The following is a 24,129-nucleotide window of genomic DNA, read 5'->3' on the forward strand; positions in this document are numbered from 1 at the left end:
ACCCTCGGGTGCCGTTTTTTTTGGCCTGTTGACCTTGCCGACCGGCATGGCGTCGACTTTGCGTCGGCCTGGCGCCGGAATTGCACTCAGTAAATTGCACGCAGTATTACAAATGCTTGCGATTGAAACCTTTAACCGCTGTATCGTGCGCGCCTCAGCAAGTAGGCTAATGGATTCGGCATGGGCCAGCGCCGCCGCATGGTCGGGCTGGCCGAGCGCAACCCATCAACAGGAGTCTTCTTTGTTAGAGCACAAACATACCCAACCTGAGACGGTCATCAAAGTCATCGGCATAGGCGGGGCCGGCGGCAACACGGTCAACCACATGGCGGCCGCCGGACTGGCTTCCTTTGAATTCATCTGCGCCAATACGGATGCGCAGGCGCTGTCCATCGCCCGCGTCGAGAAGAAGATCCAGCTGGGCGAGAGTGGCCTGGGCGCCGGCAGCGACCCGATCGTCGGCCGCGAAAACGCGCTGCGCGAACGCACCATCATCGCTGACGCGCTCAAGGGCGCCAACATGGTGTTCCTCACCGCCGGCATGGGCGGCGGCACCGGCACCGGCGCGGCGCCGGTGGTGGCCGAGGTGGCGCGCGAGATGGGCATCCTCACCGTCGGCGTCGTCTCCAAGCCATTCGAATTCGAAGGCCCGCGCCGCATGCGGGTGGCGGAGGAGGGCATCGCCATGCTGGCCAAATGCGTGGACTCGCTCGTCATCGTCCTCAACAGCCGGCTGGAGGAAGTACTGGGCGACGACATCACGCAGAAGCAGGCGTTCGCCGCCGCCGACGAGGTGTTGAGCAAGGCGGTGGCCGGCATCGCGGAAATCATCACCGTGCCCGGCATGATCAACGTCGACTTCGAGGACGTGCGCACGGTCATGCGCCAGACCGGCATCGCGATGATGGGCTCCGCCCAGCACAGCGGCGACGACCGCGCCACCAAGGCGGCCGAGGAGGCCATCGCCTGCCCGCTGCTCGATGGCTCCAACCTGCAGGCCGCGCGCGGCTTGCTCGTCAACATCACCGCCTCCGAGGAAACCCTGAAACTGCGCGAAACCAAACAGGTGATGAACGTGATCTGCGGCCAGGTCGGCGACGACGCCATCATCAAATTCGGCGCCGTCTTCGATGACACGCTGGGGGATGCCATGCGGGTGACCGTGGTCGCCACAGGCTTGAACCGGCCCAGCGACTTCGCCGCCGGCGCGCGGCGGTCGCCGGTGTCGCGGCTCATGCCGGGCGGGAATTTGGGGCCGGGCGCGGCCGGCGTGCTGCGGGGCGGCGGATCGCGCGAGGCGCCGCCAACGATACAGCGCCCGAGCGCCCACTAGGATGCGGGCTACGCGATAGACGCACCGTGTTGATGGAGACGGCACCGGGTCAGCCGCCCCGATAGCCGTGCGGGCCAAGGCGCGATGATGTCTTTCATGCCAAACTTCGGCGTATTCATGCTAGGATTTGGCGCATGATCGCCCAAGCCCTCTTCACTCCCGCCCAGCAAAAGCTGCTGGGACTGCTGTTCGTGCGCGTCAATGATGGATTCCACCTGAACGAGATCATGCGCCTGACGGGCCTCGGCAGCGCCTCGGCCCAGCGCGAACTGAAGCGCCTGAACGACGCGGGACTGATTATTTCCGAGCGGATCGGTAATGTGCGGCGCTTCCGGCCGAATAAGGAATCGCCGGTCTACGAGGAATTAAGCAGCCTGGTCAAAAAGAGTTTCGGCCTGGTCAGCGTGCTGCGCGCGGCGCTGGTTCCGCTGCAACGGGTGCTGAATGTCGCTTTTGTGTATGGCGCCACGGCCAAGGAGCAGGAAGCGGTGGATACGCCGATCGAATTGTTGTTGATCGGCGATAACACCAGCTACGGGGAATTATTATCGCGCTTGCCGGTGGCCGAGCGCCTGTTGCGGCGCAAGATCAATCCCAATCTCTATGCCGTTCCTGATTTCCGCCGCCGCCTGCGCGAGCAGCAGGGCTTTATTCTCCAGGTATTGCGGGATAAGAAGTTATTCGTGCTCGGCGACGAGGCCGATCTCGACAAGATCATACTGGGCGACGCCGGCATCGAAGCGGATGCGCAATGGCGCCAGTTTCAGCAGATTCACCAGCGACCGGGCGTATAAACAACGCTGGAATAAAAAAACGGGGACGGCATCGCGGTGGATGCCGTCCCCGTTGTGCGATCGCCCCTTAGTGCTGCGCCTGTTTCTGGCTCGCGATCCAGTTGTCGATCTTCTGTTCCAGCAGGGCCAGCGGCAGGGTGCCGTCGCCCAAGACGGCCTCGTGGAACTTCGGCAGGCTGAACTTGTCGCCCAGCGCGGCGGCCGCGCGCTGGCGCAGTTCGACGATCTTCAACATGCCGATCCGGTAGCCGAGCGCCTGGGCCGGCCACGCCATGTAGCGCTCCGTCTCGCTCTTGGCCACTTCATCGTAACCGAGCGTATCGTGCATGTACTGGATGCTTTGTTCGCGCGTCCAGCCCTTGGCGTGCATGCCCGTGTCCACCACCAGGCGCACGGCGCGCAGCAGCGCATCGTTCAGGTGGCCGAAGTACTGGGCCGGGTCGTCGAACAAGCCCATTTCCTTGCCCAGCGTTTCCGCGTACAGGGCCCAGCCTTCCGTGTAGGCGTTGTTGCCGCCGTATTTGCGGAAGTCCGGCAAGTTCAGTTCCTGCATCAGCGCGATGTGGAAGTGGTGGCCGGGCTTGCCTTCGTGCAGGAACAGCGTCGTCATGCCCGTGCTGCCGTACTTGGTCGGGTCGTTGACGACGGACCAGAACACGCCGGGACGCGAGCCGTCGCCGGCCGGCGCCGTGTAGTGGTCGGACGCCGTCGCGCGGCTCAGTTCCGGCTCCAGCCGCAGGTCCAGCTTGGCCTTGGGCACCAGCGTGAACAGTTGCGGCAGCTTGGTGTCGAGCACGTCGTTGAGCTTGCGGTAGACGGCCTGGACTTCGTCCTCGGTCTTGAACGGACGGAACTTGTCCTGCTGCGCCACCCACACGGGCAGGCCGGAAGCGGGGCCGGTGTAGCCCAGTTTCGGGCCCAGCAGTTCGAACTCATGCTGGATGGTCGCCACTTCACGCAGGCCGATCGCGTGGATTTGCTCGGGGTTGAGCGACGTTGTGGTCTGGTTGGCGACACGGGCCTGATACCAGGCCATGCCGTCCGGCAGCTTGCCGAGCCCGGTCGTGGTGCGGCAGGCCGGGATGTATTCCTTCTCCAGGAAGGTGGCCAGGCGGGCCAGGGCCGGCATCACCTTGTCGGCCACCGTGCTGCGGTAGGCGGCCGTCAGGCGCTGCTTGTCGGCGTCGGAGAACGCGGCCGGCAGCTTGGTGATCGGCGTGTAGTAGATGTTCGTTTCCGGCGTGGCGCTCACCAGTTTCTGGAACTGGGGCAGGGCCGACACCATGATGGCGCGCGGCTGGGTCACGCCCTTGCGCATGCCTTCGCGCATGTTGGCGATGGCTTGATCGATCCAGGCCGGCAGTTGCGATACGCGGCTCAGGTAAGCGTCGTATTGCGCCACGGTGGCGATCGGCTGTGACGCTTCGCCGCCCGCGTAGTTGGCCAGCATTACCGGCACGCTGTCCATCTGGTTGATCGGCAGCAGGTGCTCGGGGAAGCGCTCCATCGCCAGCAGGCCGTGCAATTCAAAGGCGAGGATGTCGTAGTTGATGCGGTCGCCGCGGTCGAGCTGGGCGCGCGGGATGGCGGCCAGTTGCTTGCTGTACTGGCGGTACAGCGCGAATTGTCTGGCGCGGTTGGCCGGCGCGATGCTCAGGCCCAGCTGGTCGTCGAAGCGGTTGTCGCCGTTCTCCGTCGCGCCGATCGGCTCGAAGCGGGCCGTGGCCTGGTAATAGGTGTCGGCCAGGGCCAGCAGTTGCTTGCGCACGGCGGCCGGGGTGGCGGCGGGGATGGCTTGGGTGGCTTGCACGGCCGGGGTAGCGGCGTGGTCGGCGGCATGGCTCAGCGGTGCGCAGGCCAGGGCCACGGCGGCGGCCAGCGGAGCAAGCATGAAGCGGAGGTGGTGCGTCATATTCGGTTCCTGATTTGAATTGTCGGGGATAGGTCAAAACGGCGCTAAGCATACGCCATCGTGTCGTCCCTGCCCAACAATTTATGCCAAGCCGCTCAGGCCGCCTCGCGCGCGAAGCGGCTCTCGTAGAGCGCGGCCACCAGGTCCGATTGCGTGACGATGCCGGCGAATCGCTCCTGTTCGTCGACGATGGGGATGTGATGGAAGCCGACGTCGGCCATCAACGGCACCAGGTCGACGATGGGTGTGTCCAGCCGCGCCGTGACGGGCTTGCTGCGCATGATCTGGCCCACCACTTCCGCCTTTTCCGTATGGGTCAGGCCGCTCGGGCGCAGGAACTGGCGCAGCCGCTGGCGCACGCCGCGGTAGTCGTCCAGGCCGCCATGTTCGAGGAAGTCGCCCTGGGTCACGATGCCGATCACGCGCCGCGCCCGGTTCAGCACGGGCAGCGAGGCCACCTTGTGCCCGCGCATGTCGCGCCATGCCTGGTCCAGTCCGGTGCCGAATTCGGCCGTGATGACGTCCTTGGACATGATGTCGGCGCAGCTGATGATGCCGAAGCGGCGCTGGTAGGCCCGCTGCTCCGTCTGCAGGAACAGCGCCTCCAGGTCGTCGCGGCTCACGTCCAGCACCTGGTTGTATTCACGCAGCACGGCGTCCAGGTCCTCCGGCGAGAAACCGAGGCGCGAGGTCGGCACGGCGTCGGCCGTGGCGTGCGGATGGGGATGCGGGGTCTGCTGGGTGTGCGGGTAGCGCCGCCCCGTCAGGTTGTTGTACAGCACGGCCGCGCTGACCAGCACCACGCAGTTGAACAGCACCGTCACCAGCGGGAAATGGAAACCGGCAGCCAGCACGGCCGGGCCGCCGATCACGGCCGTCAGGGCCACGGCGCCGCCCGGTGGATGCAGGCAGCGCAGCGCGAACATGGCGGCGATGGCCAGGCAGCCGGCCAGCGCGGCGACGGGCACGCTGGCGCCCAGCCAATGCACGCAGGCCACGCCGACCAGGCCGGACACGACATTGCCGCCGATCACCGACCACGGCTGGGCCAGTGGGCTGGCCGGCAGCGCGAACAGCAGCACGGCCGAGGCGCCCATCGGCGCGACGAAGAACAGGCTGATGCCGTCACGGGCCAGGATGAAATGGCCGATCAGGCCGGTCAGCAGCAGGCCGGCGGCCGCGCCCGCGCACGCGCGCAAGCGCTCGCTACGGCTGGCCGTGTGGGGAGCCGGCAGCCAACGTTCCAAAAACGCAAACATATTGTCAGGTGAAAAAACGGGAGTCGGGCATTATCCCACGATGCGCCGCGACGCGCTCAGCTCGGCAATCCGTGCGACAGCAGCTCCAGCGGCAGTGCCGTGGTGAACTTGATCTGTTCCATCGAAAACGCCGAGGACACCCCGGTCAGCTGCGAAACCTTGATCAACTTCTTGTAAAAGCGGTCATATCCGTCGATATCGCTCGTCACGACCTTGAGCAGGTAGTCCACATCGCCGCTCATGCGGTGGAATTCCAGCACTTCCGGCAGCGCGATCACGGCGGCCGCGAAGCGCGCCAGCCATTGCTCGTCGTGGTGGCTGGTGCGCACGCTGACGAACACCGTCACCGGCAAACCCACCTTGCGCCGGTTGACGATGGCCACCCGGCTTTCGATATAGCCTTCCTCCTCCAGCCGGCGCACCCGTTTCCAGCACGGCGTGCTGGACAGGCCGACCTTCTCGCTGAGCTGGGCGATCGACAGCGTGCCGTCGGCCTGCAGCGCGGCGAGGATGGCGTAATCGTAGCGGTCAAGATGTTCCATGCTGTTTTTTGAATAAATAGAGAATGCTCATGCTAAATGACGACCAATATGCAGTCATATTAGAACATAATTTCATCGCGGAGAACGTAAGCTATATGGCATCACAGCAACCTTCATCCGCCCCACCATGCCCACCGAAATCTACCTTGATGGCAACGCCACCACCTGTGTCCTGCCGGCCGCCATCGCCGCCGCCGTGGACGCCATGGGCCGGCAATTCGGCAACCCCAGCAGCAGCCACAGCGCCGGCCTGCGCGCCAAGGCCGTGCTGGACGGCGCCCGCGCCTGCGCCATGCGCGTGCTCGGCGTGGGCACCGGCCGGTTGATGTTCAACAGCGGCGCCACCGAGGGCATCCAGACCGCCGTGCTGTCGGCCCTGTGCGCGCTGCGCGAACGGCGCGCGCGCGGCGAGGCCACCGGCGAGCTGCTCGTCTACGGCGCCACCGAACACAAGGCCGTGCCGCAAAGCCTGGCCCACTGGAACAGCCTGCTGGGCCTGAACCTCACGCTGCACGCCTTGCCAGTGCAGGGCGACGGCCGCCACGACCTGGACGCCCTGCGCGCGCTGGCGCCCCGCGCCGCGCTCGTGTGCACGATGGCCGCCAACAATGAAACCGGTGTCGTCTCCGATCTGGCCGGCATCGCGGCGGTGCTCACGGAAACGGCCCCGGCCGCCTACTGGCTGGTCGATTGCGTGCAGGCGCTGGGCAAGCTGCCGCTGGACCTGGCGCGCACCCGCATCGATTACGCGCCGTTCTCCGGCCACAAGCTCTACGCGCCCAAGGGCATCGGCATGCTGTACGTGCGCGACGGCGCGCCGTTCACGCCGCTGATCATGGGCGGTGGCCAGGAGGCGGGCTTGCGTTCGGGCACGGAAAACATGGCCGGCATCGCCGCGCTGGGCGCCGTGCTGGCGGCGCTGGAGCAGGGCGCCACCTTCCGCAGCCACGCCGAACTGGCCGCCTTCCGCGACCGCCTGGCCGACAGCCTGCGCGCGGCCTTGCCCGGCATCGTGTTCAACCATGCGCTGGCCGACTCGCTGCCGACCACGCTCAATTTTTCCGTGCCCGGCGTGGGCAGCCGTGCCCTGATGGATGTGTTCGACGCGGCCGGGGTGCGCGTCAGTTCCGGCAGCGCCTGCTCGGCCAAGGCGGCCGCGCCCAGTTACGTGCTGGTGGCGATGGGTGTGCCGGACTGGCGCGCCAGCGGCGCCATCCGTCTGTCGTTCGGGCCGCTGACCGATGCCGCGACCATCGCCGCCGCCTGCGACCGCATCGCCCGTTGCGGCGCGGCCCTGCGCAGTGGCGGCCTGTTGCCGGCCGATGGCATGCCGGCCGTCCACGCCGCAAGGGAGGACCTGCCATGCGCCACCGCACCCGCGCCCGCACCCGCACCCGCACCCGCACCCGCACCCGCACCCGCGCCCGACGCACCCACGCCCGACGTGGGCATGCCGCCGGCCGACGACAGCCTGCGACTGGCGGCGTCCGCCTTGCACGCCTTCCTGCAAGCCCATCCCGACGCGCGGCTGGTCGACGTGCGCGAACCGTACGAATGCGCGGCCACGGTGGCGCCGGCGCCCGGCGGGCGTGCCGCCATCAGCGTGCCGCTGGGCCTGCTGGACGGCCAGCTTGACCAGTGGCTGCGCGAGGCGCACGTGCCGCTGGTGTTCTACTGCCGCAGCGGCAACCGCAGCCTGAAGGCCGCGCAACGCCTGCGCCAGCACGGCCACCCGCAGGCCTGGAGTCTGGACGGCGGCCTGGCGCTGGCGCCCGCCGCCCAAGACGCCTGAGCCACCACAGGCGCGGGTCATCCCGCGCCGCCCCGCACCAGTCCGCACCAGCCCGCACCAGCGCGCCGGACGGCCCCGCCGTACTGCTGAGTTCCAGCCAGCCGTGCGCCCCTGTATGTTTGATCGGCAGATAATTTTTCCATTGCGTGCGCCGCGACACGGCCGGAAGGTGTGGTCATGTCGTGCCCGTTCGTTAGCTCAACTAGTTAGCTCAACTAGCGAGGACCGATGGAAAAGCACACCACCCTGTTGCCCAGATTTACGCTGGGATTTGATGCCGCAGAGGCCGGCGCCCTGCGCGCGGACGAGGAAGAGGAGATGCCGCTGCGGGCCGAGCTGTTCAGCGCGGCCCAGATGGCGGCCCACGGCCGGGCGCTGGCGGCCCAGCACGAGCCCAGCCCAGGCGGCGGCCGCGACCGCCTGCTGGCGCGGCTGGCCGACAACGCCGCCGTCATCGCCGCCACCTGCGACGCGCTGACGGACGCCATCCAGGCCGGACGCCAGGTGACGCCCGCCTCCGAATGGCTGCTCGACAACTACTACCTGATCGAAGACCAGATCCGCACCGCGCGCCGCCACCTGCCCAAGCATTACAGCCGGCAACTGCCGCGCCTGAACGGCGGCACGGGCGCCGGCAACGGCGTGCCGCGCGTGTACCGGATCGCGCTCGAGATCATCGCCCACGGCGACGGCCGCGTCGATCCGGAAAGCCTGTGCCGCTTCGTCGACGCCTACCAGGAAGTGGCCACGCTGCAACTGGGCGAGTTGTGGGCCATCCCCATCATGCTGCGCCTGGCCCTGATCGAGAACCTGCGCCGGGTGGCCGCGCGCGTGGCCGACAACCGCGTGCAGCGCGACCAGGCCACCGAATGGGCCGACCGCATGGTGGAGGTGGCCGACCAGAACCCCAGCGGCCTGATCCTGCTGGTGGCCGACATGGCGCGCTCCAATCCGCCCGTCACGAGCGCCTTCGTGGCCGAGCTGGCGCGCCGGCTGCAGGGGCAGAGCCCGGCGTTGACGCTGGCGCTGACCTGGCTGTCGCACCGCCTCGCCGAGTCGGACCAGACCATCGAACAACAGATCCAGGCCGAGATCCAGTTGCAGGCCGCCGAGCAGGTGTCGATCGCCAACAGCATCGGCAGCCTGCGTTTCCTCGGCACCATGGACTGGCAGGAGTTCGTCGAGAACATGAGCGCCGTCGAGCGCGCGTTGCGGCACGACCCGGCCGGCATTTACACCGGCATGGACTTCGCCACCCGCGACCAGTACCGCCACGTGGTTGAAATGCTGGCGCGCCACGCGGCGGCTACGGAGGAGCAGGTGGCCGAGCGGGCCGTGCGGCTGGCGCAGGACGCGGCCGGCGCCGCCGAGGCGCGCCAGCGCCATGTCGGCTACTACCTGGTGGGGCCGGGTTCGGCCGAGCTGGCGCGGCTGGCCGGCGTGCGGCTGCCGCTGGCCCAGCGGATCGGCCAGCTGGCGCGGCGCGCGCCGCTGGCGTGCTACCTGGGCGCGATCGGCCTGCTCACGGCCGGCGCCAGCGCGTGGCTGCTGGCGCGCACGGCGCGGGACGGGGTTGACCAACCGTGGCTGCTGGCGGCGCTCGGCGTGCTGGCGCTGCTGGGCAGCAGCCAGCTGGCGCAAGGCCTGGTGAACTGGGCCGCCACCGTGCTGACCGCGCCCCATCCGCTGCCGCGCATGGATTTCCGCGCCGGCGTGCCGGACGACGCGCGCGCCGTGGTGGCCGTGCCCACGCTGATCTACAGCCGCGACAATGTGGACGAGCTATGCGAGCAGCTGGAGGTGCGCTTCCTGGCCAACCGCGATCCCAACCTCGTGTTCTGCCTGCTCACCGATTTCCCCGACGCCAGCGCGGAAACGCTGCCCGACGATGGCGCCGTGCTGGCCCATCTGCAGCAGCGCATGCGCGCGCTCAACGTGCGCTACGAGGGCACGCCGTTCCTGCTGCTGCACCGGCCGCGCCTGTGGAATCCGCGCCAGGGCGTGTGGATGGCGCACGAGCGCAAACGCGGCAAACTGCACGCGCTCAACCGCTACCTGCGCGGCGGCGCGCGCGACGCGTTCTCGCTGGTCGAGGGCGACAGCGAACAGTTGCGCGGCATCCGCTACGTGATCACGCTCGACACCGACACCCAGCTGCCGCGCGACACGGCGCGCCAGTGCATCGCCACCATGCGCCATCCGCTCAACCAGCCGCGCTACGACGCCGCGCGCGGGCGCGTGGTGGAAGGCTACGGCGTGCTGCAGCCGCGCGTGACGGCCAGCCTGCCGGGCGAGGCCGCCTCGCGCTACGAGCGACTGGGCGGCGGCGAACCCGGCATCGACCCCTACACGCGCACCGTGTCCGACGTCTACCAGGACGTGTTCGGCGAAGGCTCGTTCATCGGCAAGGGCATCTACGATGTCGACATGTTCGAGCAGGTGCTGGGCGGCCGGCTGCCGGACGACCTGATCCTCAGCCACGACCTGCTCGAAGGCTGCTACCTGCGGGCCGGCCTGCTGAGCGATGTGCAGTTGTACGAGGCGTGGCCGGCCACCTACGCCGACGACGTCAGCCGCCGCCAGCGCTGGTTGCGCGGCGACTGGCAGTTGTGCGGCTGGCTGGCCGGCCCCGTGCGGCGCGCCGACGGCCGGCGCGAGCGCAATCCGCTGTCGGCGCTGTCGCGCTGGAAGCTGTTCGACAACCTGCGCCGCAGCCTGACGGCGCCGGCCCTGCTGCTGGCGCTGCTGGTGGCGTGGGGCGCGTTGCCGGACCCGTGGCTGTGGACGGCCGCCGTGCTGGCCGTGCCGCTGCTGCCGCCGCTGGTGGGCACGCTGCACCACGCGGCGCGGCGCCCGCGCGACACCTTGTGGCGCCAGCACCTGTGGGCCGTGCTGCGGCTGGCTGGCGTGCACTTCTCGCACGCGCTGCTGATGCTGGCCTGGCTGCCGTACGAGGCCGCGTTCGCGCTCGACGCCATCGGCCGCGCGTTGTGGCGGCTGCTGGTGTCGCACCAGCGCCTGCTCGAATGGCGCGCCTCGGGCCTGGCCCGCGCCGGCGCCAGCCCGGCCGACTGCTGGCGCGCCATGCGCGGCGCGTCGCTGCTGGCCGTGGCCACGGCCGCCGCGCTGGCGCTGTGGCGGCCGGCCGGCATCGCGCCGGCCGCGCCGTGGCTGGCCGCCTGGCTGGCCGCGCCGTGGCTGGCATGGTGGATCAGCCGGCCGGTGCCGCGCCCGCCCGTGCGCCTGAGCGTGGCCCAGCTGCGCTTCCTGCACCAGCTGGCGCGCCGCACGTGGGCCTGGTTCGACCGCTACGTGGGGCCGGACGACAACTGGCTGCCGCCCGACAACATGCAGGAGCATCCGGTGGCCGTGGTCGCGCACCGCACCTCGCCCACCAACATGGGCCTGTCGCTGATGGCCAACCTGAGCGCGTGGGACTTCGGCTACCTGACCACGGGCCAGCTGCTCGAACGCACCGGCAGCGCGCTGGGCGCGATGGAATTGCTGGAGCGCTACCAGGGCCACTTCTACAACTGGTACGACACCCAGAGCCTGAAGCCGCTGCACCCGGTCTACATCTCCACCGTCGACAGCGGCAACCTGGCCGGCCACCTGCTCACGCTGCGGGCCGGGCTGGCCGCGCTGGCCGACCAGCCGCTGCTGGGACCGCAGTGCATGGACGGCCTGGCCGCCACGCTGGGCGTGCTGCACGAGGCGCTGGCGGCGATGGAGCCGGCGGCGCCGGCGTTGACCGGCGCGCCGGCGCTGCGCGCGCTGGACGGCCTGCTGGTGCCGGCCGGACGGCCCGATCCGGCCGACATGGGCGCGCTGCACGACTGGCTGGCGCGCGCCTGCACCAGCGCCGACACCTTGCTGGAGGCGGCCGCCGCCCATGGCGACGAGGCCGTGCGCGAGTGGGGCACGGCGCTGGCGGCCCAGTGCCGCGCGCTGCGCGAGGAGCTCGAACGCTACGCGCCGTGGCTGGCGCTGGGGCCGGACGCGCTGTGCGACAGCCGGCTGGCGCGCATGCCGACGCTGCGCGCGCTGGCCACCTGGCCCGGCATGGAGGCCGCGCCCACCGACCTGGCGCCCGACGAGCGCGCGCGCCAGCAGCGGCTGGCCACGCTGGTGGCGCAGGGCGGGGGCCAGGCGCGCGCGCGCGTGGCCGCCATCGACACGCTGCTGCTGCGCTGCGCGGCCTGCGCCCAGCCCGACTACAGCTTCCTGTACAACCCGACCACCAAGCTGCTGGCGATCGGCTACAACCTGAGCGAGCGCCGGCTCGACGCCAGCTATTACGACCTGCTGGCGTCCGAGGTGCGGCTGGCCAGCTTCGTCGCCATCGCCCAGGGCCAGCTGCCGCAGGAGCACTGGTTCGCGCTGGGGCGCCAGTTGTGCATCGTGGCCGGCAAGCCGGTGCTGCTGTCGTGGAGCGGCTCCATGTTCGAATACCTGATGCCGCTGCTGGTCATGCCGACCTACGCCAGCACCTTGCTGGACCAGACCTACCACGCGATGCTGGACGCCCAGATCGACTACGGCCGGCGCCGCAACGTGCCGTGGGGGATCTCGGAGTCCGGCTACAACACGGTGGACGCCAGCCTCAACTACCAGTACCGCGCGTTCGGCGTGCCGGGCCTGGGCATGAAGCGCGGCCTCGGCGACGACCTCGTGGTGGCGCCGTACGCCACCATGCTGGGCCTGATGGTGCGGCCCGAGGCGGCCTGCGCCAACCTGCAGAAGATGGCCGCGCTCGGCTACATGGGGCGCTACGGCTGCTACGAGGCGATCGACTACACGCCGGCCCGGCTGCCGCGCGGCCAGGCGGCGGCCGTGATCCGCTCGTTCATGGTGCACCACCAGGGCATGGGGCTGCTGGCGCTCGACTACCTGCTGCACGACCGCCCCATGCAGCGCCGCTTCATGGCCGACCCGCTGCTGCAATCGGCGCTGCTGGTGCTGCAGGAGCGCAGCGCCCAGGTCGGCGCGTTCCACTCGGCCACCGAGCAGCAGCTGGCCGCGCCCGGCCCCAGCGCCGAACAGGCGATGCCGATGCGCATGCTGAACCAGGCCACGCCGCTGCCCGAGGTGCAACTGCTGTCGAACGGGCGCTACCATGTCATGGTCAGCAACGCCGGCGGCGGCTACAGCCGCTGGAAGGACCTGGCCGTGACCGGCTGGCGCGAGGACGGCACGCGCGACCACTGGGGCAGCTTCCTCTACCTGCACGACGTCGACAGCGGCCTGACCTGGTCGGGCGCGTGGCAGCCGACGCTGGCCGAGCCGCGCAGGTACGAGGTGATCTTCTCGGAGGGGCGGGCCGAGTTCCGCCGCAGCGACCACGGGCTCGAGCTGTACACCGAGATCGTGGTCTCGCCCGAGGACGACATCGAGCTGCGACGCCACCGGCTGACCAACCAGAGCGACCGCGAACGCACGATCGAGCTGACCAGCTACGCCGAGGTGGTGATGGCGCCGGCGGCGGCCGAGGCGGCGCACCCGGCGTTCACCAAGCTGTTCGTGCAGACCGAGATCCTGGGGCCGCGCCACGCCATCCTGTGCACGCGCCGGCCGCGCGGCAAGGACGAGCATCCGCCGTCGCTGCTGCACCTGATGACGGTGCACGGCGCCACCGTGCTCGAGGTGTCGTACGAGACCGACCGCGCCGCCTTCATCGGCCGCGGCCGCGGCAGCCACGCGCCGCAGGCGCTGCGGGTGGCCGGCCCGCTGGGCGGCGGCCACGGCTCGGTGCTCGACCCGGTGGTGGCGATCCGCCACCGCATCACGCTGGCGCCCGACCAGAGCGCCACCATCGACCTGGTGACGGGCATGGCCGACACGCGCGAGGCGGCCCTGCACCTGGTCGACAAATACCAGGACCGCCACCTGGCCGAGCGCGTGTTCGAGCTGGCCTGGACCCACAGCCAGGTGGTGCTGCGCCAGCTCAACGCCAGCGAGGCCGACGCCCAGCTGTACGCGCGCCTGGCCGGCAGCGTGCTGTACCCGAACGGCGCGCTGCGGGCCGAGCCGGCCATCTTGCAGCGCAACCAGCGCGGCCAGTCCGGGCTGTGGGCCTACGCCATCTCGGGCGACCTGCCGATCGTGCTGCTGCAGATCCGCGACCCGGCCAACATCGAGCTGGCGCGCCAGCTGGTGCAGGCGCACGCCTACTGGCGCCTGAAGGGGCTGGTGGTGGACCTGGTGATCTGGTACGAGGACCAGGGCGGCTACCGCCAGGTGCTGCACGACCAGATCATGGGCCTGATCGCCTCGGGCATCGACGCCCAGGCCATCGACCGCCCGGGCGGCATCTTCGTGCGCCTGGCCGACCAGATCGCGCCCGAGGACCGGGTGCTGCTGCAGTCGGTGGCGCGCGTGATCGTCAGCGACAGCCGCGGCACGCTGGCCGAGCAGGTCAAGCGGGCCGTGCCGCCGCCGCTGCGGGTGCCGGCGCTGGTGGCCGACCCGCGCGCCGCCGCCGCCGCCGCCGCCGACGGCGCGTCCGCCCCGCCGGTGGCGCCGCCGCTGCTGCTGTTCAACGGCAGCGGCGGTTTCACCGAGGACGGGCGCGAATACGTGATCGTCGGCGGCCCCGGCCAGCGCACGCCGGCCCCGTGGTGCAACGTGCTGGCCAATCCCCAGTTCGGCAGCGTGATCTCCGAGAGCGGCCAGGCCTACACCTGGCATGAGAACGCGCACGAGTTCCGGCTCACGCCGTGGCACAACGACCCGGTCACGGACGCCAGCGGCGAGGCGTGGTATGTGCGCGACGAGCAGAGCGGCCAGTTCTGGTCGCCCACCGGCCTGCCGGCGCCCGGCGCCGGCCCCTACCTGACCCGCCACGGCTTCGGCTACAGCGTGTTCGAGCACACCGAGGGCAGCATCGCCACCACCCTCACCACCTTCGTCGCGCTCGACGCGCCGATCCGCTACACGGTGCTCGAGGTGCGCAACGACGGCGCCGTGCCGCGCCGGCTGTCGGCCACCGGCTACGTCGAATGGGTGCTGGGCGACCTGCGCGCCAAGACCGCCATGCACGTGGTGACCGAGCTCGACGGCGCCAGCGGCGCGCTGTTCGCGCGCAACGCCTACAACACCGAGTTCCCGGGCCGGGTGGCGTTCTTCAACGCCGACGGCGGCACCGCCCGCAGCGTGACGGCCGACCGCGCCGAATTCATCGGCCGCAACGGCAGCCTGGCGGCGCCGGCCGCGCTGCGGCGGGCCCGCCTGTCGGGCCGGGTGGGGCCGGCGCTCGACCCGTGCGGCGCGATCCAGGTGCCGTTCGAGCTGGCGCCGGGCCAGCGGCGCGAGATCGTGTTCGTGCTCGGCGTGGGCGGGCGCCGCAACGCCGACGTGAGCGTGCTGGTGCAGCAGCACCGCGGCGCGGCGGCCGCCCACGAGGCGCTGGCGGCCGTGCGCGCCCACTGGCAGCGCACGCTGGGCGCGGTGCAGGTGGACACGCCCGAGCCGGCGCTCAACGTGCTGGCCAACGGCTGGCTGATGTACCAGACCATCGCCTGCCGGCTGTGGGCGCGCAGCGGCTACTACCAGTCGGGCGGCGCGTTCGGCTACCGCGACCAGCTGCAGGACGCGATGGCGGCCGTGCACACGGCGCCGCAGCTGCTGCGCGAGCAGTTGCTGCTGTGCGCGGGGCGCCAGTTCATCGAGGGCGACGTCCAGCACTGGTGGCATCCGCCCACCGGGCGCGGGGTGCGCACCCACTGCTCGGACGACTACCTGTGGCTGCCGCTGGCGGCGGCCCGCTACGTGGCCGTCACCGGCGACGCGACGGTGCTCGACGAGCCGGTGCCGTTCCTCGAGGGGCGCGCCGTCAAGCCCGAGGAGGACGCGTACTACGACCTGCCGGTGGCGGCGCCCTACAGCGCCACCGTGTACGAGCACTGCGTGCGCGCGATCCGCCACGGCCAGCGCTACGGCGTGCACGGCCTGCCGCTGATCGGCTCGTGCGACTGGAACGACGGCATGGACAAGGTGGGCGAGCATGGACGCGGCGAATCGGTGTGGCTGGCGTTCTTCCTGTGCGAGGTGCAGCAGCGCTTCGCCGAACTGGCCGAGCGCCGTGGCGACGCCGACTTCGCCGCCGCCTGCCGCCACGAGGTGCGTCAGCTGGCCGCCAGCGTCGAACAGCAGGCGTGGGACGGCGCGTGGTACCGGCGCGCCTACTTCGACGACGGCACCCCGCTCGGCTCGGCCGGCGGGGTCGAGTGCCAGATCGATTCGCTGTCGCAGAGCTGGGCCGTGCTGTCGGGCGTGGCCGACCCGGTGCGCGCGCGCGGCGCCATGGAGCAGGTCGACCAGCGCCTGGTGCGGCGCGAGGCGGGCCTGGTCCAGCTGCTCGATCCGCCGTTCGACCAGGCCGGGCCCAACCCCGGCTACATCCGCGGCTACGTGCCGGGCGTGCGCGAGAACGGCGGCCAGTACACGCACGCGGCCATCTGGACCGCGATGGCGTTCGCCAGGCTGGGCGAGGGCGCGCGCGCGTGGGAGCTGGCGCGCATGATCAACCCGGTGCGCCACGGCGCCACGCCGGACGCCTGCGAACGCTACAAGGTGGAGCCGTACGTGGTGGCGGCCGACGTGTACGCCGTGCCGCCGCATGTGGGGCGCGGTGGCTGGACCTGGTACACGGGATCGGCCGGCTGGATGTACCGGCTGCTGCTCGAATCGCTGCTGGGGGTGACGCGCAACGGGCCCATGCTGGCGCTGGCGCCGTTGCTGCCGGCCGGCTGGGATGGCTACACGGTCACTTACCGCTTCGGCGCCACGCCGTACACGATACGTGTGACGTGGGCCGGGCCGGACGAGGCGCCCGGTCTGACGGTCGATGGCCAGCCCGTGGCCGGCCACAACGTGGCGTTGATCGACGACGGCCGTGAGCACGCCGTGACATTGCGGCTGGCGCCACCGGCTGGCTGACGGCGCGGCGGGGCGGTGGCCGCGCTGGCGGGCGTTACAAGCCCACGCCGGCGCCGGCGCCCAGCAGCGTGAGCACGCCCAGCACCGCGAACACGGCGGCGGCCACGCCGTGCACCAGCTTGAGCGGCACCTTGCCGGCGATGCGCCCGCCCAGGTAGACGGCCGGCACGTTGGCCAGCATCATGCCCAGCGTGGTGCCGGCCACCACCGACACCAGGCTGTGGTAGCGCGCGGCCAGCGCCACGGTGGCGACCTGGGTCTTGTCGCCCATCTCGGCGGCGAAGAACGCCACCAGCGTGGTCAGGAACACGCCGTAATGGGCCAGCTTGGCGTCGTCCTCGTCGATCTTGTCCGGCACCAGGGTCCAGCCGGCCATGGCGATGAAGCCCAGGCCCAGCACCCAGCGCAGCACGTCCGGCCCCATCAGGGCGGTGAGCCAGCTGCCGATGGCGGCCGCGAACGCGTGGTTGGCCACGGTGGCCACGAAGATGGCCGCCACGATGGGCAGCGGCTTGCGGAACTTGGCGGCGAGGATAAAGGCGAGCAACTGGGTTTTATCGCCGATTTCGGCGAGCGCGACGATGCCGCTGGAGACGAGGAAAGCTTCCATGATGAGATGATGGTACGTGGGCCGGATGGTTAACCGATGAGCCATGGGCGGCTCCGGCCCATGCGGCCGCCCCTGGTTCATGGTCTCGTCAAGTGATCCACCAGCTGTACCACGGCCTGCGGGCCGATGATGTTGATACAGCTTCCTGCGCGCGGGCGCAGGACGACTACTCCCCACAACTGGCGGCATGATACCGCACAACGGCCGGGCCGGTCCAGAAAAGGCTGTGGTATTCTGCAACGCGTCCGCGTCCGCGTCGCGCCGCCTCCGGCGCCACACTTTTCCATCCAACGACCCGACCACCATGCCTACCGCCACCATCCCGCGCGCCGTGTTATCCGCATTGCTGTGCTGCTGCGGCGCCGCCTGGGCCGACCCGCTCAGCTACGCACAATACGACCAGGTCCGCACCACCGACCTGCACCTGGACCTGAAGGCCGATTTCAGCCACAAGACCCTGTCCGGCTACGCCGAACTGACGCTCGACTGGCTGGCGCCCGACGCCCGCAGCCTGGCGCTCGACACGCGCGACCTGCGCATCGCCCAGGTGCGCCTGCAGCGCCCGGACGGCCGCTGGGCGCCCGCCTCCTACCTGCTCGACCCGGCCGAGCCGGGCCAGGCCGAGAAGGGCAGGGCGCTGCGCATCGCGCTGGCCGGCCAGCCGCGCAAGGTGCGCATCTACTACCGCACCGCGCCCGGCGCCGCCGCCTTGCAGTGGATGACGCCGCAGCAGACCATGTCGGGCAAGCGGCCCTTCATGTTCAGCCAGTCCGAGACCATCAACGCGCGCTCGTGGGCGCCGGTGCAGGACACGCCGGCCGTGCGCTTCACCTACAGCGCCCACATCGACGCGCCGTCCGGCCTGCGCGTGGTGATGAGCGCCGAGAACGATCCCAAGGCCACCGGCGCGGGCGGCTGGAACTTCCGCATGCCGCAGCCGGTGCCCGCGTATCTGCTGGCCATCGCCATCGGCGAACTGGAAGTGCGCAGCGTCGGCCCGCGTTCGGCCGTGTACGCCGAACCGGCCCGCATCGATGCGGCCGCCTACGAGCTGGCCGACACGGAAAAGATGATCGAGGCGGCCGAGTCGCTGTACGGCCCTTATCGCTGGGGACGTTACGACATGCTGGTGCTGCCGCCGTCGTTCCCCATCGGCGGCATGGAGAACCCGCGCCTGACCTTCCTCACCCCGACCATGATCGCCGGCGACCGCAGCCTGGTCGACCTGATCGCCCATGAACTGGCCCACTCGTGGTCGGGCAACCTGGTCACCAACGCCACCTGGAAGCACTGGTGGCTCAACGAAGGCTTCACCAACTACGTCACCACGCGCATCGTCGAAAGCCTGTACGGCGCGGAGGTGGCCGACATCAACCTGCAGGTCGAGCAGGAGGAGGCGCTGGCCTCGCTGCCGTCGATCGCGCCGGCCAAGCAAGCCTTGCTCACGCGCGGGCCCGACGTCAACCCGGAGGCTACCTACACGGACGAGGAGCTGGCCTATCCCAAGGGCGCCTGGCTGCTGCGCACGCTCGAGCAGCGGGCCGGCCGCGCCGTGTTCGACCCGTTCCTGCGCGGCTGGTTCGACCAGCACGCGTTCCAGTCGGCCACCACCGAGCAGTTCGTCACCTACCTGCACCGCAACCTGCTCGACACCCACCCCGGCCTGATGACGGACGCGGAGCTGGACGAGTGGCTGTATGGCCCCGGCATCCCGGCCAGCGCCGTGCGCGTGGCCTCGCCGCGGCTGGCGGCCGTGGACGCCCAGCGCAGCAGCTGGCTGCGCGGCGAACTGGCCGCGGACAAGCTCGACGCCAGGCACTGGATCGCGCTCGAATGGATGCACTTCCTGAACGACATCGACGGCAAGGCCAGCGCCGGCCAGATGCGCGAACTGGACCAGGCGTTCGGCCTGGGCAAGAGCGGCAACAATGAGATCGCCTACCGCTTCTTCCTCGCCTCCATCAAGGCCGGCTACGACGTGCGCGCGCCGCTGCAAGCGTTCCTGATGAGCGTGGGGCGGCAGAAGTTCGTCGTGCCGCTGTACGGGGCCCTGCTGCAACGGCCGGACGACCGGGCCTGGGCGCAGGCGCTGTACGTCAGGGCGCGTGAACGTTACCACCCCGTCACGCAGGCCGCCGTCGACAGGAAGTTCGCCGAGAAGTGAGGCGGACGCCGGGCGCGGCGCCGCCGCGCCACGAATGGGCTATACCGTATAAACCGTTTATCACGATAGAGACATGGATTTGAAAACTCGTCTGGCCGCCGCGTCGCTGCTGGCCCTCGCCGGCATTTCCGTGCCGGCCCTCGCCGCCGCCCCGGCGGCCGCGCAGACCGCGCCCGCGCCCGTTCCCGCTTTCGACCTCGACGCCGACGTCAACCAGGCGTTGAAGACCTTCGGCGTGCCCGGCATGGCCATCGCCATCGTCAAGGATGGCCAGGTGCTGGCCGCGCGCGGCTACGGCGTGCGCCGCCTCGGCGAACCGGCGCCCGTGGACGGCAAGACCCTGTTCGAGGTGGCGTCCAACTCCAAGGCGTTCACGGCCGTCGCGCTGGCCATGCTGGTGGACGAGGGCAAGTTGAACTGGGAAGACCGCGTCACCGACCACCTGCCCGGCTTCCGCATGTACGACGACTACGCGAGCGGCGCCATGACGGTGCGCGATCTGCTCACCCACCGCAGCGGGCTGGGGCTGGGCGCGGGCGACTTGCTGTGGTGGCCCACCAGCACCTTCAGCGCCGACGACATCATCCACCGGCTGCGCTACATCAAGCCGGCCACCACCTTCCGCGACAGCTACGCCTACGACAACCTGCTCTACATCGCGGCCGGCAGGATCGTGGCGGACAAGGCGGGCAAGCCGTGGGGCGAGGCCGTGCGCGAGCGCATCCTGGCGCCGCTGGGCATGGACGGCACCGTCACCAGCGTGGCCCGCATGCGCGCCAGCGGCAATTACGCCGCGCCGCACAGCAAGGTCGGCGAACGCCAGACCGTGGTCGAGCCGATGCTGGCCGAGAACGCGCTCGGCGCCGTCGGCATCGACACCAGCGCCGCGGACATGGCGCGCTGGATGAACGTGCTGCTGGCCGGCGGCAAGCTGCCCGACGGACGCCGGCTGTTCAGCGCCGAACGGGCGCGCGAACTGTGGACCGAGACCACGCCGATGAAGATCACCGAACCGCCGCCCGCGCTGGCCGCCACCCGCCCCAATTTCGCCGGCTACGGCCTCGGCTTCAACCTGCGCGACTACCAGGGCCGCAAGCTGGCGCTGCACGGCGGCGCGCTGCAGGGCTTCTATTCGCGCGTGCTGATGGTGCCCGACGAGAAGCTCGGCATCGCCATCCTCACCAACGCCGAGAACAGCCCGGCCATCTCGGCCCTGCAGTGGCGCATCCTCGACCACTACCTGCGGGTGCCGGCCAGCGACTGGATCCGGCTGTACGCGGACGACGAGGCGCGCAGCCACCGCGAGGAACTGGCGCGCCAGGGCCAGGCGGTGGCGGCGCGCGCGGCCGGTTCGGCGCCGTCGCTGCCGCTGGCCGCCTACGACGGCCTGTACCGCGATCCGTGGTATGGCGACGTGACGATCGCCGCGCGCGATGGCCAACGCGTGCTCAGCTTCAGCCGCTCGCCGTCGCTCACCGGCGTGCTCGAACACTTCCAGCACGACACCTTCATCGTGCGCTGGCAGGCGCGCAACTTCAACGCCGACGCCTACGTCACGTTCGCGCTGAACCCGGACGGCAGCATCGAGCGCATGAGGATGGCGCCCGTGTCGAGCGAGACGGATTTCAGCTTCGATTTCGCGGACCTCGATTTCAAACCGGTCAAGCCCGCCCGGCAGGACAAGGGCAAAGCCGGGGGCTAGGCGGGCGCCGCGCCGCTCAAGCCGGCTCGCACTCGACCCGGTTGCGGCCCTGGTGCTTGGCGCGGTACAGCGCCAGGTCGGCCGCGTGGAACAGGCTGTCGAGCGCCAGGTGCGGACCCTGCGAGGCGGCCACGCCGAAGCTGGCCGTCACGTGCAGCACGTGGCCGTTGGCCAGCGTGAGCGGCGCCGACTCGATGGCGCGCCGCATCCGTTCGGCCACCGCGCCCGCGCCCTGCAGGTCGCAGTTGCCGGGCATGATGACGAATTCCTCGCCGCCGTAGCGGGCCAGGATCTCACCGTCGCGCAACTCCTCGCGCGCCAGCGCGGCGATGCGGATCAGCACCTGGTCGCCGGCGTCGTGACCGTGGTTGTCGTTGACGGCCTTGAAGCGGTCCACGTCGAACAGGATCACGGCCAGCGACAGCCTGTGCTCGCGCGCGCGCCGCAGCCGCTGGTTGCCGGCCGCCGTGAACGCGCGCCGGTTCAGGATGCCGGTCAGGTAATCGGTGTCGGCGCGCAGCCGCAATTCCTCGATCAGGCGCTGGCGTTCCATCTCCAGCTGCTGCTTTTCCAGCCCGGCCGCGCGCAGCTGGCCCAGCGCGCGCAGCAGGTCGCCGATCTCGTCCTGGCGCCGCGTCTCGTGCACGCGGATCGAGAAGTCGCCGTTGCCCAGCTTGACCAGCGCGCGCGTGGCCCGCGCCAGCGGCACCATCACGCGCGCGCGCAGCATGATCATCAGCAGCGTCATGGCCAGCAGGATGGCGCCGCCCGTCAGGCAGGCCAGCAGCAGCCCGCTCTGGGCCGTGTCGTAGTCCTGCTGGGCCTGGTCCAGCGCCGCCTCCAGCAGCACGTCGCGCACGCTCAGGATGGGTGTCATGAACGGCACATAGCGCTGCGCGAACTGGGCCGTGTCCATGCCGTAGGGCTGGTGGGCCCGGCTGTCGCGCTCCACCCCCGTCACCAGCGCCAGGCCGCTGGTGAAGTAGCTCTCGTCCATCGCGCGCACGGCCGCCAGCACGCGCGGATCGCGGTCGATGGCGCTGGTCGACATGACGATCAGGTGGCGCAGCTGCTCGATCTGGCCGCGCAGGAACTGGATCTGCGTGTGCTCGGTCTCGGCCAGCGGCTGGCCCGAGGCCAGCGCCACCGTCAGGCGCGAGCCGAGCCGGCCCGCGTATTCGCGCAGCTCGACGGCGAAGCGCGCCTTCATGAGGATCTTGGCCAGGTTCGGGTAGGCTTGCTCGGCCGCGCCCGCGTAGCCGGTCACGTCGTCGAGCACCACGGGGATCAGCGCGAACATCTGCTCCACGGCCGCCGTCAGCCGCTGCGGCGTGCGCTCGGCCGGCGGCAGGTCGGCCACCGCGTCGACCGCGCGCCGCGCGGCGGCCAGCCGGGCTTTGATGCCGGCCACCGTCGGCGGCCGGCCGTCGCCGCTGGCGGGGTGGCCCGCCAGCGCGGCCGCCAGCCGGTCCAGCGCCTGGTCGCTGGCGGCGCGGGCCACGGCCAGCCGCGCCCGCTTGGACGGGTCGGGCGGCACGGCGTCGCCCATCACGGCGTTCACCGGGCCCCGTTCAAACGACAGCTTCTCGGCCGCGATCATGCCCCGCTGCACCAGTTGCAGCGCGTGCACGCCCGCGCGCGCGGCCCGGTAATTGTTCCATTCCCCCCACAATATCCGGCCCAGCATGGCGCCCACCAGCAACGCCAGGATGGCCATGGACACGGCGAACATGCGGGTCAGTCTCATTTCTACTGCGCTCCTTGCGGCTGCCTGCCACACGGTACGCGGAGCAGCGTTTTTCCAAGTTGCAATATGCCATAAGCGCCGCCCGCTGTCGCCCCCAGGCGGGCCGGAAACGGCACGGGGCAGGGAACTAGTGGTACGATTGCGACCGCGCATCAAGGCGGAACGGTCCTCGGGTCCGGCCGGCGGGCCAGCCGGCCTCCGGGATTGCTTTGAGGCAAGCCTTGAACCCCCCATTTAACGAAGGATGAAGTGATGTCTATGCAACGAGTTATGCTGCGTGCCAAGCTGCACCGGGTCACGGTCACGCAAGCGGACCTCCACTACGAAGGTTCCTGCGGTATCGACCAGGATCTGCTGGATGCGGCCGATATCCGGCCCAATGAAAAGATCGAGCTGTACAACGTGAACAATGGCGAGCGCTTCGCCACCTACGCCATCCCCGGCCTGCGCGGCAGCGGCGAGATTTCGCTCAACGGCGCGGCCGCGCGGCGCGCCCAGCTCGGCGACCTGCTCATCATCTGCACCTACGCGCCGATGACGGAAGAGCAGATCGCCGGCTACGAGCCGAAGATCGTCTTCGTCGATGGCAACAACAAGATCACGGGCCTGAAGAAGTAAGCGCGGCCCCGCCGCAAAAAAAAACGGCGCCCGCGGTGGGCGCCGTTTTCTTTTTCAGGCCGCCTTGGCCAGCGCGTCCTGCCGCAGCAGCTGCGACATGTACTGCGGCGTGATGCCGAGGAACGAGGCGATCACCTTCTGCGACACGCGCGCCTCCAGCCCCGGATACTCGTCGCGGAACGCGGCCAGCCGCGACTGGGCCGAGGCGGCGCTGCTGTTGTAGATGCTGCGGCCCTGGCGCAGGATGCTGGCCTCCGACACCTTCACGTAGTACGCGCGCACCACCTCGTGCAGTTCGCACATGCGGCCCACGTCGGCCCAGTCCATGCGGAAACCGTGCAGCGCCGTCTCGGCCACCACGAACTGGCGCGCCGGCAAGCCATCGCGCGCGCGCAGCAAATCCTCGTGCGAGGCCACCGACTCGCCCTCGGTCCAGAAGCGCAGCGTCACTTCCGTGCCGCCCTCCGTCACGAAGCCGGCCCGCGCCACGCCGCTGTAGATCCAGTGCAGCGATTGCGCCACCACGCCGCTGCGCTGCAGCAGCTCGCCCTTGCGCGCGCTGATCGGCACCACCAGCGGCGCCATCAGGCGGTTGATGGCGTCATACATCTGTTCGGTGACGCCGTACTGGCGCATCACGTGCGTCTTGTATTTTTCTCGTTGTTCCAGGAATCCGTGTCTCATGTTGATGCGTGCAGGTCCGTCGTTGATAAGCTGAC

General features: G+C 70.1%; 13 protein-coding genes and 1 riboswitch. Of the genes, 7 read left to right on the forward strand and 6 right to left on the reverse strand.

What is annotated here, in order from left to right; all coding sequences use genetic code 11:
- Positions 1-241 precede the first annotated feature (241 nt).
- Together ftsZ and AC1RQG_RS01685 are read left to right on the forward strand one after the other, a co-directional pair.
- On the forward strand, positions 242-1,333 hold the full coding sequence (gene ftsZ, locus AC1RQG_RS01680) for a cell division protein FtsZ (RefSeq protein WP_493127656.1): 1,092 nt from the start codon (positions 242-244) through the stop codon (positions 1,331-1,333).
- 134 nt (positions 1,334-1,467) lie between these two features.
- Positions 1,468-2,127, forward strand: coding sequence for an ArsR family transcriptional regulator (locus AC1RQG_RS01685; RefSeq protein WP_493127658.1), 660 nt, complete (start codon positions 1,468-1,470; stop codon positions 2,125-2,127).
- Positions 2,128-2,194: 67 nt separating this feature from the next.
- Here the strand turns inward: AC1RQG_RS01685 and AC1RQG_RS01690 are convergent, their stop codons facing one another.
- The 3 genes from AC1RQG_RS01690 to AC1RQG_RS01700 all read right to left on the reverse strand — a co-directional run bounded on the left by AC1RQG_RS01690 (position 2,195) and on the right by AC1RQG_RS01700 (position 5,840).
- On the reverse strand, positions 2,195-4,039 hold the full coding sequence (locus AC1RQG_RS01690) for a DUF885 domain-containing protein (RefSeq protein WP_493127660.1): 1,845 nt from the start codon (positions 4,037-4,039) through the stop codon (positions 2,195-2,197).
- Positions 4,040-4,134: 95 nt separating this feature from the next.
- On the reverse strand, positions 4,135-5,298 hold the full coding sequence (locus AC1RQG_RS01695; protein ID WP_493127662.1) for an HPP family protein: 1,164 nt from the start codon (positions 5,296-5,298) through the stop codon (positions 4,135-4,137).
- 56 nt (positions 5,299-5,354) lie between these two features.
- Complete coding sequence (locus AC1RQG_RS01700; protein WP_493127664.1) at positions 5,355-5,840, reverse strand: Lrp/AsnC family transcriptional regulator; 486 nt, start codon at positions 5,838-5,840, stop codon at positions 5,355-5,357.
- A 127-nt stretch (positions 5,841-5,967) separates the two neighbouring features.
- Here AC1RQG_RS01700 and AC1RQG_RS01705 point away from each other — a divergent pair, with 127 nt between their 5' ends.
- Entirely contained in the window at positions 5,968-7,632 is a 1,665-nt protein-coding gene (locus AC1RQG_RS01705) for an aminotransferase class V-fold PLP-dependent enzyme (RefSeq protein WP_493127666.1), read from the forward strand.
- Positions 7,633-7,860: 228 nt separating this feature from the next.
- Positions 7,861-16,569: a glycoside hydrolase family 94 protein gene (locus AC1RQG_RS01710; protein WP_493127667.1), complete on the forward strand. Its 8,709-nt coding sequence runs from the start codon at positions 7,861-7,863 to the stop codon at positions 16,567-16,569.
- A gap of 34 nt (positions 16,570-16,603) precedes the next feature.
- Here AC1RQG_RS01710 and AC1RQG_RS01715 read toward each other — a convergent pair whose 3' ends face one another.
- Positions 16,604-17,179: a TMEM165/GDT1 family protein gene (locus AC1RQG_RS01715; protein WP_493128219.1), complete on the reverse strand. Its 576-nt coding sequence runs from the start codon at positions 17,177-17,179 to the stop codon at positions 16,604-16,606.
- Positions 17,180-17,190: 11 nt separating this feature from the next.
- A riboswitch (yybP-ykoY riboswitch) is annotated at positions 17,191-17,362 on the reverse strand.
- A 121-nt stretch (positions 17,363-17,483) separates the two neighbouring features.
- On the opposite strand from AC1RQG_RS01715, the gene AC1RQG_RS01720 reads away from it, so the two are divergent.
- The gene (locus AC1RQG_RS01720; protein ID WP_493127668.1) at positions 17,484-19,343 is read left to right on the forward strand and encodes a M1 family metallopeptidase; all 1,860 of its coding nucleotides are present in this window, start codon (positions 17,484-17,486) and stop codon (positions 19,341-19,343) included.
- Between the two features lie 73 nt (positions 19,344-19,416).
- Positions 19,417-21,045, forward strand: coding sequence for a serine hydrolase (locus tag AC1RQG_RS01725; RefSeq protein ID WP_493127669.1), 1,629 nt, complete (start codon positions 19,417-19,419; stop codon positions 21,043-21,045).
- 16 nt (positions 21,046-21,061) lie between these two features.
- Here the strand turns inward: AC1RQG_RS01725 and AC1RQG_RS01730 are convergent, their stop codons facing one another.
- Complete coding sequence (locus AC1RQG_RS01730) at positions 21,062-22,792, reverse strand: diguanylate cyclase (RefSeq protein WP_493127670.1); 1,731 nt, start codon at positions 22,790-22,792, stop codon at positions 21,062-21,064.
- Positions 22,793-23,050: 258 nt separating this feature from the next.
- On the opposite strand from AC1RQG_RS01730, the gene panD reads away from it, so the two are divergent.
- The gene (panD, locus tag AC1RQG_RS01735) at positions 23,051-23,410 is read left to right on the forward strand and encodes an aspartate 1-decarboxylase (protein WP_493127672.1); all 360 of its coding nucleotides are present in this window, start codon (positions 23,051-23,053) and stop codon (positions 23,408-23,410) included.
- 54 nt (positions 23,411-23,464) lie between these two features.
- Here the strand turns inward: panD and AC1RQG_RS01740 are convergent, their stop codons facing one another.
- Entirely contained in the window at positions 23,465-24,094 is a 630-nt protein-coding gene (locus AC1RQG_RS01740; RefSeq protein ID WP_493127674.1) for a Crp/Fnr family transcriptional regulator, read from the reverse strand.
- Positions 24,095-24,129 lie beyond the last annotated feature (35 nt).

Source organism: Rugamonas sp. GW822-FHT03B10 (assembly GCF_058801745.1).